Source organism: Kamptonema sp. PCC 6506 (assembly GCF_000180455.1).
Lineage (GTDB): Bacteria > Cyanobacteriota > Cyanobacteriia > Cyanobacteriales > Microcoleaceae > Kamptonema > Kamptonema formosum.
The window spans coordinates 16,878-32,310 of sequence record NZ_CACA01000243.1; the positions used below are offsets into that span (position 1 = coordinate 16,878).

13 protein-coding genes are annotated in these 15,433 nt (G+C 43.2%); 8 read left to right on the top strand and 5 right to left on the bottom strand.

Translation table 11 applies throughout. The features are described 5' to 3' along the window. Positions 1-327: 327 nt before the first annotated feature. Together recF and OSCI_RS12515 are read right to left on the bottom strand one after the other, a co-directional pair. Entirely contained in the window at positions 328-1,515 is a 1,188-nt protein-coding gene (gene recF / locus OSCI_RS12510; protein WP_007355323.1) for a DNA replication/repair protein RecF, read from the bottom strand. Positions 1,516-1,684: 169 nt separating this feature from the next. Then, a complete protein-coding gene (locus OSCI_RS12515) occupies positions 1,685-4,507 on the bottom strand; it encodes a cation-translocating P-type ATPase (RefSeq protein ID WP_173401169.1) in 2,823 nt (940 codons plus the stop codon). Between the two features lie 1,641 nt (positions 4,508-6,148). Between OSCI_RS12515 and OSCI_RS12520 the strand changes: the two genes are divergently transcribed. The 6 genes from OSCI_RS12520 to OSCI_RS12545 all read left to right on the top strand — a co-directional run bounded on the left by OSCI_RS12520 (position 6,149) and on the right by OSCI_RS12545 (position 10,731). Further along, a complete protein-coding gene (locus OSCI_RS12520) occupies positions 6,149-6,670 on the top strand; it encodes a phycocyanin subunit beta (protein ID WP_007355326.1) in 522 nt (173 codons plus the stop codon). Between the two features lie 102 nt (positions 6,671-6,772). Beyond that, a complete protein-coding gene (cpcA, locus tag OSCI_RS12525) occupies positions 6,773-7,261 on the top strand; it encodes a phycocyanin subunit alpha (RefSeq protein WP_007355327.1) in 489 nt (162 codons plus the stop codon). Between the two features lie 460 nt (positions 7,262-7,721). Then, entirely contained in the window at positions 7,722-8,591 is an 870-nt protein-coding gene (locus OSCI_RS12530) for a phycobilisome linker polypeptide (protein ID WP_007355328.1), read from the top strand. An 83-nt stretch (positions 8,592-8,674) separates the two neighbouring features. Beyond that, positions 8,675-8,929 carry a phycobilisome linker polypeptide gene (locus tag OSCI_RS12535; protein ID WP_007355329.1) on the top strand — a complete coding sequence of 85 codons (255 nt, stop codon included), beginning with the start codon at positions 8,675-8,677 and terminating at the stop codon, positions 8,927-8,929. Positions 8,930-9,118: 189 nt separating this feature from the next. Then, positions 9,119-9,949, top strand: a complete 831-nt coding sequence (locus OSCI_RS12540) for a HEAT repeat domain-containing protein (RefSeq protein WP_007355330.1) — start codon at positions 9,119-9,121, stop codon at positions 9,947-9,949. Between the two features lie 152 nt (positions 9,950-10,101). Continuing rightward, positions 10,102-10,731, top strand: coding sequence for a HEAT repeat domain-containing protein (locus OSCI_RS12545; protein ID WP_007355331.1), 630 nt, complete (start codon positions 10,102-10,104; stop codon positions 10,729-10,731). 103 nt (positions 10,732-10,834) lie between these two features. Here OSCI_RS12545 and OSCI_RS12550 read toward each other — a convergent pair whose 3' ends face one another. Then, positions 10,835-11,131: a DUF2103 domain-containing protein gene (locus OSCI_RS12550; protein ID WP_007355332.1), complete on the bottom strand. Its 297-nt coding sequence runs from the start codon at positions 11,129-11,131 to the stop codon at positions 10,835-10,837. Between the two features lie 317 nt (positions 11,132-11,448). Between OSCI_RS12550 and OSCI_RS12555 the strand changes: the two genes are divergently transcribed. Both OSCI_RS12555 and OSCI_RS12560 read left to right on the top strand, forming a co-directional pair. After that, entirely contained in the window at positions 11,449-12,168 is a 720-nt protein-coding gene (locus tag OSCI_RS12555; protein ID WP_007355334.1) for a hypothetical protein, read from the top strand. Between the two features lie 10 nt (positions 12,169-12,178). Further along, complete coding sequence (locus OSCI_RS12560) at positions 12,179-13,366, top strand: hypothetical protein (protein WP_007355335.1); 1,188 nt, start codon at positions 12,179-12,181, stop codon at positions 13,364-13,366. Positions 13,367-13,510: 144 nt separating this feature from the next. Here OSCI_RS12560 and OSCI_RS12565 read toward each other — a convergent pair whose 3' ends face one another. Together OSCI_RS12565 and OSCI_RS12570 are read right to left on the bottom strand one after the other, a co-directional pair. Beyond that, on the bottom strand, positions 13,511-14,599 hold the full coding sequence (locus tag OSCI_RS12565) for a hybrid sensor histidine kinase/response regulator (RefSeq protein WP_007355336.1): 1,089 nt from the start codon (positions 14,597-14,599) through the stop codon (positions 13,511-13,513). 107 nt (positions 14,600-14,706) lie between these two features. After that, positions 14,707-15,420, bottom strand: coding sequence for a response regulator (locus OSCI_RS12570; RefSeq protein WP_007355337.1), 714 nt, complete (start codon positions 15,418-15,420; stop codon positions 14,707-14,709). Between the last annotated feature and the right edge of the window lie 13 nt (positions 15,421-15,433).

Below are 15,433 nucleotides of genomic sequence, written 5' to 3' on the forward strand. Positions count from 1 at the left end.
CCTGCAACACTGTTTCAGTGACTTTAAAACTGTTTAATTGCAGATGACAGAGCGGAAAACTAGCTTCGCATTCGCCGGTGTCGTGACTCAAAAAACGTAGCCACTTAAGGCTTAGGCTGGTCAGAATAGCTTGCAACTTCTTACAAGCTCAGTGGCTTGAGCCCTGAGTTCCTGACAAGACTCATTAGAAATGGAACGGAAAATCCGTAATTAAATTTAACTTTCATCCTATCTTGATTTGGGGATCGCAGAACTAAATTACTATCAAATTATCTGGACATACCATTAAATATTTAATCTGTCAATCTACAATCTTAAATATAAACTTTAAATTTGAGTGATTTGTCCAGCTTGGACTGATAAAATTTGGGTTTGCTGCAACCACTGGGCATCAAAAGCACCTAAATGGGTAGTAGTAATTAGAGTTTGAAATCGCTCTTGAATAGTCTCTAAAAGTTGATTTTGGCGATTGAGATCTAGTTCTGCAAGTACATCGTCAAGCAATAATAGGGGAGGTTCGCCAACAACTTCTTCAATGAGTTGTAATTCGGCTAATTTTAATGCTAATACTAGAGTGCGCTGCTGACCTTGGGAACCGTATTGACGAGCAGGAGTATTATTAATAGTAAAAGAAATATCATCTCGGTGAGGGCCGACTAAGGTAGTACCTTGGTAATATTCGGCGATCGCTCTTTCCCTAATTTTATCTAAAAAAGCTTGACGTACTCCTTCAAGACGATCGCGAGCAATTAATTCTTGGATTACTTCTACATTAGGTATGTACTTAACATCTAAAACCTCCATACTACCACTAATTGAGCGATGCCAACTTTGAGCTAAAGGGATTAACCGCTCTAAAACGCGATCGCGTCTGCGGATAACACGAGCTCCCGCAGTTGCTAATTGTGCATCCCATAAAGCTAATTCGGAATTGGTAATTGGTGATTGGTAATTAGTAATTGGTGATTGGTAATTGGTGGTTGGTAATTCTCCTTTGTTCGCTTGCTCTTTCTCTCGCCTCAAAAAAGCATTTCGCTGCCGCAGAATTTGGTTATATTGCTGTAAAATGTGAGCATAGACAGGTTCTAATTGCGTGACTAAGCGATCGATCCAGTCCCGCCGATGTTCTGGGCTACCTCGCACTAAATCTAAGTCTAAACTCGAAAACTGTACTGTATTGAGTACGCTCAAAAAGTCTAAATGCCGACGCAGAGGTTCGCCGTTGAGTCCAACAGTGCGCCTTCCCTGATTGCGAAGGGTTAAAGTTAAATCAATTATCCCAGTTTGCCGTTCTAAGCTAGCATCAATTTGCCCTATGGGTTTAGCGTCAAGGATTAAATCGCGATCGCGTGTTGCTCTATGGCTTTTGAGAGTTGAAAGCAACTCTACTGCTTCTAATAAATTAGATTTTCCTTGAGCATTATTGCCAACCAAAATTGTTTTAGGAGCATCAAATATTACCTTCTGATCTCGGTAGTTGCGAAACTGTCGGAGGTGGATACTTCTCAAATACATCAGAATAGTTAGTTGTTAGTTGTTAGTTGATAGTTGTTGGTTGATAGCTATTGATTTATTAGGTGTTAATTTTTAAATTCTAATTTTTAATTTTTAATTAATTAGAGTTGGGTTTCGCTATGCTCCACCCAAACTACTAATTCTTTATTGTATTTCTACCCAGCAAATCCTAATGCTGAGATTTACGGTAAAAGCGCACAAACAGCTTTTCCATTTCAATCCAAACAAACATCAACGCACTGAAACCAAAGCAAATAGCAAGTTCCATCGGACTCAAAATCTGCGTGCCGAAGAAGTCTCTCAGGAAAGGAACATAAATCAACATTAGCTGCAAAATAGTAGTGACAATTACAGCTCCCCAAACAAAGAGATTAGTCATCGGGTTTAACTCAATGGTTAGTTGAGTATTAGAGCGAATCGCGATCGCGTGTCCCATCTGAGCTAAACAGAGAGTTGTAAACACCATCGTCTTCCAAGTGTCTCGATCGCCCGTATACTCAGGAGCGTGAGTAAAGCTATAAGCCCAAGCCATCATCGCGATCGTGATAATTGCAAAAACAATCCCGATGCGAACCATATATAGACCTAACCCTCTGGCAAAAATACTTTCGCGGGGGCTAAAAGGAGGTCGCTTCATTACATTTGGCTCCGCTGGTTCCACTGCCAAAGCTAAAGCAGGAACGCCATCTGTAACTAAATTCATCCACAAAATTTGTAAAGGCGAGAGGGGAACTCCTCCCAAACCTATTAAAGGAGCGGCTGCAATTGTCAAAACTTCGCCAATGTTGCTACCCAAAATGTACTTAATAAAGCGGCGAATATTGGTGTAAACAACTCGCCCTTCCTCAGCGGCGGCGACAATGGTGGCAAAGTTGTCATCGATCAGCACCATATCGCTAGCTTCCTTGCTGACATCGGTGCCGGTAATACCCATTGCAATACCGATATCTGCTTGCTTGAGGGCGGGAGCGTCATTTACGCCGTCCCCTGTCATGGCGACAAATTTGCCTAGACTTTGCAAGGCTTTAACTATTCGCAGTTTGTGTTCTGGGGAGACACGGGCGTAGACGCTGACGCTACTAACTAACTCCTTGAGTTCTTCTTGACTGAGCCTTTCTAATTCTTGACCGGTGAGGACGCGATCGCCTGCTTGGGCAATTCCTAAATCGATCGCGATCGCCTTTGCCGTTAACTGGTGATCGCCTGTAATCATCACGGCGCGGATACCACCGTCGCGACACTTTGCCACTGCGTCCCTTACTTCTGGTCGAGGTGCGTCTAGCATACACACCAGCCCTAGCCAAACCATCTCTGTCTCGCTAGTTTCTTCAGAAGCTTCTGACGGCAAGCTTTCCCAAGATTTATAAGCCAAACCAAGTACGCGCAGGCCGCGACTTGCCATGTCATTATTTTGCTCTAGGATGCTGGTGCGAACTTCATCAGTGAGAAAATCGGCGCGATCGCCCGTGACAATAGATTTACAGCGCTCCAAAATCAATTCTGGAGAGCCCTTGGTAAACATTAAATAATTTGCCTCTTCCTCATTTTCCAGAGGTACAGCCCATTTCCCTCCATGTCCTGGCATTTCGCAAATCACGCTCATCCGCTTGCGTTCCGAGGAGAAGGGGAACTCTGCCACGCGAGGTAAAACTCTAGCTTGCTGTTCCCTGTAAATCCCGGCTTTTCCCGCCAAGGAAAGTAGAGCTCCTTCTGTGGGGTCGCCTAAAATTATCCATTCGCCCTTTTCTTGCTGCAATACTGCATCATTACAGACTGCACAGGCGACGAGTATAGATTCGAGTTCGGGATATTCTTCTAAATTCTCAATTTTGTTAGAGGCGCTATCCATGAACTCGCCGATGGGGGCATAGCCTTCCCCAGTCAGGGCCGCCCTGTAGCTGGCGGTATTGACTCCCTGAACTACCATCTTATTTTGAGTCAGGGTACCGGTTTTGTCGGAACAAATCGTGGTGACGGAACCTAAAGTTTCTACTGCTGGCAGTTTGCGGATTAGGGCGTTACGCTTGACCATCCGCCTAGTTCCTAGTGCCAGAGTGACTGTGACTACGGCTGATAGACCTTCGGGAACGACGGCCACTGCCATACTTAGGGAGACTTCTAGCAGTTCTTCAAATCTACTGGTATCGAACCCCAGCCCGCCGCCATCAAATTTGAGCATTCCGCCAATGACGACGATGGCAACTAAGCCCAGGGCTCCTGAGACTAGAACGTTTCCTAGCTGAGTCATCCGCTGTTGTAGCGGTGTTGGTTCGCTTTCTACGGACTGGAGAAGGGCGGCAATTTTACCCAGTTCCGTATCCATTGCGGTGCCGGTGACGATCGCCTTTGCCCTGCCTTGGACTACTTCTGTGCCTTGAAAAATTAAGTTGATGCGATCGCCTAAAGATGTATCTTCTTTGAGTTCTACCCCAGCTTGTTTGGTGACTGGTACAGCTTCCCCTGTGAGGGCCGATTCTCTAACTTGCAAGTTGGATGCTTCGATCAGACGGCCATCGGCTGCTACTTTTACCCCGGCTTCCAGCAGCATGATGTCTCCCGGTACGAGTTCTTTGGCGGTAATTTCCGAAATTTTGCGATCGCGCACTACTCGCACTAGGGGAGAAGCTAGGTTTTTGAGGGCAGCGAGGGCTTTTTCGGCACCGCTTTCTTGGAGATAGCCCAAGATACCGTTAAGGACGACTATGGCAAAAATCGCGATCGCGTCTTTGGGGAAACTGTTACTTCTGATGTCCAAAATAGCCGAAACTACAGCCACGCCCATCAGCATCAACAGCATAATGTTGGTGAACTGGTCGATAAAAATCGACAAAGGGCTACGCCCTGCTATCTCTTCGAGTTCGTTCGGGCCGTATTGCTGCAAGCGTTGTGACACCTCTTGAGCGCTCAGACCAGTGTCGGGGTCGCTGCTTAGCTGTTGCAGGGTTTTGTCAATTTCTAGGCTGTGCCAAGCTAACGGAGAATTTGAAGGCATAGTTTGAGGATGGGGCATTGGGCTTAAGGCATTGGGCTTGTGGGGTTTGTTGTGGGAGAAAAAAGGAAGCAGGAGGGAGAAGAAAAATTGCGTATTTCTCTCTGTGTGTCCGCTTACTTTCCTCCGGCTGAATAACTTTGACCCACCACTACATAAAAATTAGCAATTTTTTGGGGTTTTACCCAAGTAGTTGTGGTCAATCCTTTGAGTCCAAGGATTTTAACTCTTACACCGCAGCTTGACTACTGGCGGGAGTCTTGACCTTTGACTTGTAATCTTCCCTAATCGTGGCACTTTTGTAAACTAAAGTAAAGAAATTGGAATTTCGGGTCGTGATTAGTGTACGCAAAAACGACTCCAATCGCTACTAGGATCATTAGAATTAAAATATATTCGAGGCGCAACTTGATTCACTCTTTTTCTCATGAAATATGTGGTAATAGCGACTTGATTCGCTGTATTTATAACATTAGTTAAGGTGTAATTATATGTATGAAATCGAGCGGTGACAGTAAAACAAAAAGCGAGACTTGTCAAACAGCACTACCAAGAATGTTATCCTTTACACTCACGTACACATGGGTACGAGATCGGCTTTTTTACCTTGTAAATGCTACTTTTGATGAATATAAATGCTATCTAAATGTTGGTTGCTTGAGAGATTGTCGTTAAAACTGCGAGAGAATTCTAGGGGCAGAACTATTTGGTATGATTAGGGCGAGCGGGCTATTATTTGTGAAAATTACTACGATAAATCGCGGAATGATACCCACTATAACAGTTAACTAGGATTGGGTACAACCTCCCGCTCGTTGGTTAGAAAGTAGCATTCATCGGTACTTATTACTAGAGCAAGAGAGCGGATGGTTAGGGAAAGCTTAGAAAGTAGCTTTCACTAATATTTAGCAATGCAAGGGAGGAAATAGTCACAGAATGTTTGGGTCGCGTATCTGGTGCTAGACTATAGTCATGGTTCGGATGGTATTTTTAAGTCCTAGTAGCCGCTCAACTTCCTAACTAAAACATCGGGAGCCGCTCAAGTCACTACGACAATATTCAAATATTTCGTAGTAGTCCCTTTCACCGCTTCTTACATACTAAATTTTAATTTAGTTTACATTACTTAACAAAACGGGGAGTAAGGGGCATCGCCCAAGGGCGATCGCGCTTTAGGTCTTTCCTGCCCAATCCCTACTCTGCCCACTTAAGGTAGAGCTGAAGCTCCTAGACTGTTGAAGCTCTGCAAGCGCATCTATCAAAAGGAGTAAATTTTAGAGCTAAGTCCTACCACTTTTAATCTATGAAAAAAGATTAAATTCCGTAATAATTTGTAATAAACAAACGCTCGACATCATTGTATAAAGATTATCTGAAGGGTTAAGACAACAGGCGAACAGTTAATAAAAACACTGATTGACAAGGTTTGTTACCTCTCATAAACGGTGTAAAATTCTCTAAGGTTTCTTAAGAGCCCGTTGCCAGGCAGGAAAAAGCCAGAGCAGAGGCAAAGACAGAAACCAAGCCTGCCAGCCTAGTAGCTGGGGTCTGTATTCAACCTTTCCAGGCTCTCTAGCAGCCTGAATCGATTTTAACTGAACAGTTTTGTATCGTAATTAAGTCCAAAAGTAGGAGAGTTCGTTCATGAGTTTTGACGCATTCACCAAAGTGGTTTCCCAAGCTGACGCTCGCGGCGAATTCCTCGCCAACAGTCAATTGGATGCCCTGAGCAGCATGGTTGCAGATGGCAACAAGCGCATTGATGCAGTTAACCGGATTACCGGCAACGCTTCCAGCATCGTTGCTAACGCAGCTCGTTCTTTGTTCGCCGAACAGCCCCAATTGATCGCTCCTGGCGGTAATGCTTACACCCACCGTCGTATGGCAGCTTGCTTACGCGACATGGAAATCATCTTGCGTTATGTCACCTACGCAACTTTCGCAGGCGATGCCAGCATTTTAGACGATCGCTGCTTGAATGGTCTCCGCGAAACTTACCAAGCTCTGGGAGTTCCCGGTGGTTCTGTTGCAGCCGGTGTCCAAAAAATGAAGGAAGCAGCGATCGCGATCGTTAACGATACCAATGGCATCACTCGTGGTGATTGCAGCTCCTTGGTTTCTGAAATCGGTGGCTACTTCGACCGTGCTGCCTCTGCTGTAGGCTAAAAAGCCCTGTCGGTCATATTCTGTAAGACGCGAGCGATCGCATCTGCACAAAACAAACTTGTTACGAACACCAAAGCAAAACACTAGGGAGATACCTCAACAATGAAAACCCCTTTGACTGAAGCAGTGACAGCCGCCGATTCTCAAGGCCGCTTCCTGAGCAGCACCGAACTCCAAGTAGCTTTCGGTCGCTTCCGCCAAGCCACCTCTGGCTTAGAAGCCGCCAAATCCTTGAGCGCTAACGCTCAGCGCTTGACCGATGGTGCAGCTCAAGCAGTGTACAACAAATTCCCCTACACCACTCAAATGCAAGGGAATAACTACGCCTCTGATGCTCGTGGTAAAGCCAAGTGCGCCCGCGACATCGGTTACTACCTGCGCCAGATCACTTACTGCTTGGTTGCTGGTGGTACCGGCCCCATCGACGAGTACCTGATTGCAGGACTCGACGAAATCAACCGCACATTCGAGTTGTCTCCTAGCTGGTACGTTGAAGCCCTCAAGTACATCAAAGCTAATCACGGTTTAAGTGGCGACGCTGCCTCTGAAGCTAACTCCTACATCGACTACGCAATCAACGCCCTGAGCTAGATCGCGCTCGTGATGCCCGGAAAGGTAAGCTGCTGTTAGCAAATAGGTTAGCGGTTGTTTACATTCCCGGGCATCTTCGGTTTTCAGTAGATGCTGCAAAGAGCAATAAACAAGTTTTCTGGTTGGAAGTTAATTAAGAGCAAACCGATAAAAAATTGACTGTATGCGGCAGTATCATAAGCATTTCCCTAGCTAAATCAGGGACACAGTTCTTTATCAGTTGCCCATTAACTGTTTTGCCGCCAACAGTTAAAAGTTAACGACCAACAACTGGCTGTAAGATTTTAGATTTTTAATTTTGGATGATTTTTTGGGAACAAGCCCCTAGCTTTAGCAAGGGAAAAGTTTGCTTTTTCTGAAATTTTTAATCTCTCTATTTGTGTATTAGGGATAAATCCAAAATCTAAAATCTAAAATCCCAAATCGAAGAACGATATTGTGAATCACAGGAGGATTTGACGTGCCTATTACCGCTCAAGCATCAAGACTAGGAACATCAGCTTATAGCGATGCACCCAAGCTTGAATTGCGTCAAAATTGGACTAAAGAAGACGCACAAGTTGTGATTAAGGCTGTTTATCGTCAGCTATTGGGTAACGACTACGTAATGAAATCAGAGCGTCTAGTCGGTGCTGAGTCTTTGCTGTCTGATGGTAGCTTGACAGTACGGGAATTTGTCCGGGCTGTGGCGAAATCGGAACTGTACAAAACCAAGTTTTTCTACAACAGTTTCCAAACCCGGTTGATTGAACTTAACTACAAACATTTGCTAGGTCGCGCTCCCTACGATGAGTCGGAAGTGATCCATCATTTGAATTTGTACCAATCTCAAGGTTACGATGCTGATATTGATTCCTACATTGACTCTGTAGAGTATCAAGAAAACTTCGGTGAAGATATTGTGCCTTACTGCCGAGCCTTTGTCTTTCAACGAGGACAAAGATCTGTTGGGTTTACCCGCATATTCCGCTTATACCGGGGCTATGCTAATAGCGATCGCGCTCAATTAGAAGGTAACTCCTCTCGCCTAGCTGGAGAACTTGGTTCCAACACGGTGAGTGCGATTATTGGGCCCTCTGGCGGCAACGACGGCTGGGCTTATCGTCCTTCTAGTGCCAACGTTACTCCTAGCACTGGTTTAGGTGGCGCAGCAGCTTACGGCAAAGAAGGTCGTTTGTACCGCCTTGAAGTGGCAGGTATTCGTGTTGGCGGATATCCCAGTGTGCGCCGCAGCAGCAGGGCTTTCGTCATACCTGGCGAAGCACTACTCAATGAAATGCAGAAAATTCATCGCCTGGGTGGCAGAATTGCCAGCGTTACTGCTATTTAGTTAACAGTTAACTGTTAAATGTTAACTGTTAAGCATTGGCAATTTGGTTGATAAATCTTCAAAAGTTGGAAGTGAAAAGCACAATGTTGAGTCAAAACGTAGCTGGAAAACCAAGCACTTCCTCGTCTAGCACTCGCTGCTTTCGCTATGAAGTGACTGGCTTGCGCCAAAATGAAAACACGGCTCACAATGACTATCAGATTCGCTCTGGCAGTACATTAATCGTCGTGCCTTACAGCCGGATGAATCAGGAAATGGAACGGATTGCTCGCTTAGGTGGAACAATTGTTAGCATTCAACCATTGACAAATGGTGCGGTCGAAGCCGAGCAGAACTAATAGCTAATAGCTAATAACTAATTGCTAATAGCTAATTACTGATTGCTAGTTATGTAAATTAGCATTTGGGAATTAGTTGTTAGCAATTAACCATTTATAGCAGAAGTCTGAAAGAAAAGGCGATCTAAATTAATGGTTTTAGTAATTAAAAATTTTCTCACCCTCTTGGTGATTGCTAGATAAAGAATTATGGAGTATTCAGAAGCAGGTTTGCCACCGGAGATGAGTGGGGCCGAGTCTTTAACGGTGGATGTGGCGATCGCGAATTTGAGCCACCAAGATTATAGCCTTCGCTATTATGCCGCCTGGTGGATTGGTCGGTTTCGAGTTAAGGAACCAGAGGCAATTGCAGGTTTAATTGCCGCTTTGGAAGAAGAGTCAGAACTGACTCTAGCGGGGGACTATTCCCTACAACGCAATGCAGCGCGGGCATTGGGGAAACTGGAAGATAAACAAGCGATACCGACGCTGATTAAATGTTTAGAATGCTCCGACTATTACGTGCGGGAAGCGGCGGTACAGGCATTAGAAATGCTAGGCGATCGCACGGTCATTCCGGCACTGGTAAAATTGCTAGAAGGGGGTTTGGCCGCTGCGGTGCGAGTACCAGGAAAACCTCACTTAGTACAGCCTTATGATGCCGTGATTGAAGCATTAGGAACCCTCCAAGCTCGATCGGCAACAGACTTAATTGCCCCATTTCTAGACCATCCTGTAGAACGGGTACAATACGCTGCTGCGCGAGCAATGTACCAGTTAACAGGTCAAGCAGTTTATGGCGATCGCCTAGTTCAAGCTTTAGAGGGCGGTGATTTGCAATTGCGGCGATCGGCTTTAATGGATTTAGGAGCGATCGGTTATTTGCCCGGAGCTGTGGCGATCGCAGAAACTTTAGCAGAAAATAGCCTTAAACTGATTGCTCTTAAAGGAATATTAGAACACCACCTGAACCAAACACCATCCCTCTATTTATCTGATGAATCTGTCCAAGTAATGACCCTGATGGATAGTTTGCTCTAAAGTTCTCTCTCTTAATGTTTACAGGACTTAGTAACAGCAACGAAAAATCGAGAGTAGCAATTGCTTCGGGCTGGCTTCCTACCCTTAGATTAGTTCCCTTGGGTCGTAATGACAGAAAATAGTAGTGAGTAAGTAAGTCTTAACATAAATAAATGGTAATAGAACTAATTCGTGAAGTTGAAAAAGCAGATTCAGCCGATAGCTTATTAAATGCAGTTAAAGCTTTAGCTGCAACTGGTTCAGAGAGCGCAATTCCCACTTTAATTACAGTTCTCGGCTATAACAACCCCGGTGCCGCAGTTGCAGCCGTTGAAGGTCTAATTCAAGTGGGAGAACCCGCCGTACTGCCCTTACTAGAACAGCTTGACGGCTATAATTACGGTGCTAGAGCTTGGGCAATTCGCGCCTTAGCGGGAGTTGGAGATCCACGCGGTTTAGAGGTTTTAGTAGATGCAGCCATTAATGATTTTGCTCTTAGCGTGCGTCGCGCCGCCACTAAGGGTTTAGGGACGATTTGCTGGCAACAATTGCCACCAGAAAGGGTTGCAGAAGCTCAATTAATAGCTTGCAAAACCCTGCTACAAGCGTCTCAAGACCCGGAGTGGGTGGTTCGCTATGCAGCAGTGGGAGGATTGCAAGCTTTGGCTGCGGCGACAGTGCAGGCTAATTGGTTAGCTGAGGTTTTAGCTCGGCTTGAGGAAATAATCAAGACAGATGAAATTTTGGCAGTTCGGGCTCGTGCAATGTTAGCTAATCAACAATTGCTAATGGCTAATAGCTAATTGCTAATGGCTAATGGCTAATTGCTGATTGCTAATCAAGAGCAGTACGTAATCAATTGAAAACTGATATGTGGGAAGGATTAGTTGAAAATTTTTAACTTTTTCACCCCTTGAGTAAGGCTTGCGCGATCGCACTTTCTAAGTCGCCTTGACTCAGAGTTGTTAATATAAATACCTCTTGTACAGTTTTACCCTGTCTGGCGATTAGTTTAAATCCGCCGCGAATGGGTACTGATACTCTTAATGTTAAGCGGGGAATATGGCCTCTAACATGGCCGATGACGGCTGGAGTGACTGTTTGAATGCCGTTTAGATAGGTGAGGCGCTCTAGGATGGGGATTAAACCGGGGATGTGGGTGGAATGGTTCCAAACTAGGCGGCCTTTAGATGAAGAGTTCATGATATTTTAACCAAAATCAACATACCCAGTCTAGTCCACGCTAGCCCTAGAGTAGTCAAGATGGTAAAGGGAAGGAGTTTTGAGTTGTAGGGGAACAGCCAAGGGCGCGGTAGCCTTCTCTTTAAGATCAGGCCTAACTACAGGATAAGGGAAATGAATTTTCGATAATTCCTTGATTGCTTGCTGAGTATGCGGCACAATTAAATTAATAGTTAAGTTTTTTCACCCTCAGTTGGCACGTTGAACTTGAGGGTATGGGTGCGGTAAGTTAGGATAGTGTCACCATTGATAAAGCTTTACAGCTAGGAATTTTCTTTATGGGGGCGTGGGAAGAGCAAGCAAAGCGAACAAATCAACAAGGAAAGCTCTGGTCAGAAGCTCAGGAGTTTAGTTTTATTGAGGCTCTACAGAGTGCAACCAATGAAGAAGAAGTTAAGGCTGCTTATATCAGAGAGTTTTCTCTACCAGTTAAGACTCAGGAAAGACATGATTTAGTGGTCAATAAGGTTCTATTTGAATTCAAGTATTCAGTCAAACTTGGCGATATAGAGGTTGCAGCAAAGGTTATTGCCCAGGCGATTTATTACATTAATCGATTATTCAAAAAAGGACGTATAAATGAAGCTGAGTATCTTGTAATTGCCGACAAAGACGAAGCTAGATTTTTCAAAGTTGCGGAATTTCAATTATTCTATGAGAGCTGTGAATATCAGTGGGACAATTTTCGTCCAAGTTCCCCCGATCCTAAATTGATCGAAGCTGTTAAAAATTCAAAAATTTTAGAATCTAATAGAATTTATAAACTAACTTCTCAGGATGAATTGCATTTATTTTCAAGTCGTCTTTACAAAGTTTTATCACCTAGTAACTTCATACCTAAGTCTACAGAAAAGTCACGCAAAGCTGACAACTTTTCAAAATCCAAGTTCATGATTGTTGGTTTCATATTCATCGTAATGTTGTCGTTAGGTATTGTTCTAGGAAGCCAACACTACTTCACTCATTTGAATAAATCAATTCCAACCCATAAGGACTAACTATATTACAATGACTTCATCTAAAAAAAAGCAGCAGGTTCCAGATACTGTAATTAAAGTTGGTAAAAAAGGTACTACATATCAACAGAAGACTTATCAAGCTCCTGAAAGAGCTTATGGCTCTACACATGAAGATTCAGAAGATTACGAGGAAGTAATTTTAGATAGGTCAGCAGCAGAAATTATTGATCAAATTAACAAAAGAGTTAAAAGTCCGTACTATTCTATCTACTGTGGAATTGCCACATTAATTCTACTGTTTGTTTTCGTTCCATTATCTATCATTTTAGCAGTTGTTACTTATGTAGTCTACAAGGCAGATGTTAAACGCAAGACAACGCCACTTTTTTATGAGTTTTCTGATGACTATTCAGAGAAGAAATTTTATGACGGTATTGCGTCTTTTTCCAATCTATCTGCAACAAAAAGCTCATGGCGATTGAAATCACAAGTCGCCGTCGGTGATTGGAAGAGAAATGCTGGCTCTAACTCAGCACTCATACGACAGCGAGCAAAAATTGGGAAGCAAAATCCCAATCTTCTCAAAACTAACGTTGATGTTTGGGGTGTTGATGCAGGAAGCATTAAACTGTATCTACTTCCCGATCGCTTTTTTGTATTTCAAGATGGTGTTTATAGTGCAATTTCTTACAATGAAGTACAGGTATCCTTGCAAGATTTGGAATATGTAGAGCAAGAGTCGCTTCCAAGTGATGCAACAGTTATTGGGAAAACTTGGAAATATGTTCGCCGTGATGGTGAACCAGACCGACGTTTCAATAATAATCGCGAGATCCCTATCGTAAGATACGGGCGAGTTGCTTTTTCCTCCCCAAGTTTTATCGCCTATTTGATTGTTTCCAATCTTGGAATTGCTTTATCTTTTACTCAATCCTTCTCTAAAATTCGGGCTTCATCTAGTACCAGTTGTGAATCCCTATCCTCCTCAGATAGTCAATTTCAATCTACTTTACTGGAAGTTAATCGTCCACCAGAACATCTAGAGCCTCTGAAAAAAGCAGCATCTCAACGATCAGAATTAACAACTAACCAAATTGCTCAGTTGCTTGGTGTATCTACTTCGTTCATTACTAAAAACTCAGTCAGCTTTGAATACGAAGGATTTCGTTTTGTTCGTTCAGGTCGTTCAGGTCGTCAAATATCTTGGAAGGTTGAGTACCTTGGCAATAAATTGTAAGGTGGGCGCTCGCCGCAACCATCTTCTTCTATGAGTTACAGGTTTTTTGCGGCGAGCGCCCACCCGGAGTTTAATTATATCCGACTACTTAGCACAGTTTAGAGTGTAGCTTTTTATTTGTATAATAATCAATCAACTTTACATCTACAAAGGAAGAAAAACGAAAACTGTAGTTTCTTTACTGGGAATACTTTCTATTTTTAATTTTCCACCATGCAATTCAGCAATATGTTTAACAATACTCAATCCTAAACCAGAACCTTGCTGTTCATAAATTTTACGTTCAAATTGCATATAACCTCCTAGTTGAGCAATCTGCTCGGCGGTCATGCCCCGACCCTTGTTAGTTGCTGATAATATAAATATATTATTCTCCACCACAGTTGATATCCTGACTGGCGTACCTGGCTGCGAAAATTTAAAAGCATTACCTGTAAGTTCTTCTACTGCTTTATTTAGCCATATTGCCGCCATTGGTACGGAGAAATCTTGGAGGTTTAGTTGTAAATCAGCTTCTCTTTGTGCCTGTTTAGCTTGTTGGCAAGCTTGTTCTGCAATCACAGCTTCAGCAGAGTTCACCAGAGTGTCGCGGAGTGTCTTGATGCGCTGTGGATTAGCTGCTAATATTTCCAGCTCTGTATAAATTAAAAAATTTACTATTAGCCGCTCTAAGCGCTTTCCAGAATAGTGAATTCGTTGTATGATTTCCCTAATTTCTGATGGTTCTAGGTAGTCGTATTCGGATATAAGAACTTCAGTAAAACCCAGAATTCCATTTAGGGGAGTTCGTAGTTCGTGAGGCAGAGAACGAGTGATATTTCTACGTAAATCATCCATTCTTTTTTCAGAATGTTTGTTAATTATGGCTTGCTTTTGTAGCCTAGTTGCGATCGCAGCTAGCAATTCTGCTGGCGTACAAGGTTTGGGAATATAATCATCTGCTCCTAACTCCATGCCTTTGCGGGTGTCAGCTTTTTCAGCTCTTGCTGTTAGAAAGATGAAGGGAATGGTGGCTGTAAGTGGATGCGATCGCAAAGCAGCTAAAACGCTATAACCATCAAGTTCTGGCATCATCACATCGCACAAAATCAAATCTGGTTGTTGTTGAGCTGCCATCTCTACACCAATTTTTCCGTTGGCTGCACCTAGAGCTTCAAACTCCTCAGCATCCAGCAGTTCTAAAATGTTTTCTCTGATTAATTCTTCATCTTCTATTACCAAGATTTTAGGCATTATTTTTATTCTCCTCTCTTTGCTTAAATAGTTTTTATAAATCTTAAACTATGAAGATCGACAATAGTTTGTTTGCTAGCATTCCTGCTAAATGTACTATGATTTCATCATGGGTTATGCTGATTAGAATTATTAGAAATATTCAATCTATTCAGTAGCCGGATATTTTCGGGAGTTAAAAAATCTTGCCAGTTGGAGATTTGATTGAGGATTGTTAATTCGCGAGCGCACTCTTGCTGCAAAATTTTGAGGTAGCGATCGCGAGCTTGCTGAGAAGGGGCTAATTTCAACATTTCCACCGCCATATTGATATTAGACATCGGATCTCGTAAGTCTTCTGAAAGTCTTCTTAGTAGTTCTTCTCTAGTTTCACTGATTTGCTGGAGTTCTTGGACTCTTTTTTGTAAAGATTTAGCGCGATCGCGTTCGCTAGCAGACTGTTGAATGTAGGCATTATGTTTTTCTAATCTGGCTGCGATCGCGCTGAGTAGTTCTGTAGGCGTACAAGGCTTGGTAATATAATCATCTGCTCCCAGTTCCATACCCAAACGCATATCTTCTCTTTCACTTTTAGCTGATAAAAAAATGAAAGGAGTAGTAGCAGTAACAATATTTTGGCGTACTTTTGTTAGAACTGAATAGCCGTCAATGTCGGGCATCATAATATCACAAATAATCAAATCTGGTTGATATATTCCTGCTAATTGAATACCTTTGCTGCCATTTTCTGCACCAAATGCCACAAAATTGGCATTCTCCAAACACTCTAAAATGTTAAGCCTAATCAATTTTTCATCTTCAACAACTAAAATTTTTTTCACTGTGTTGCTAGCT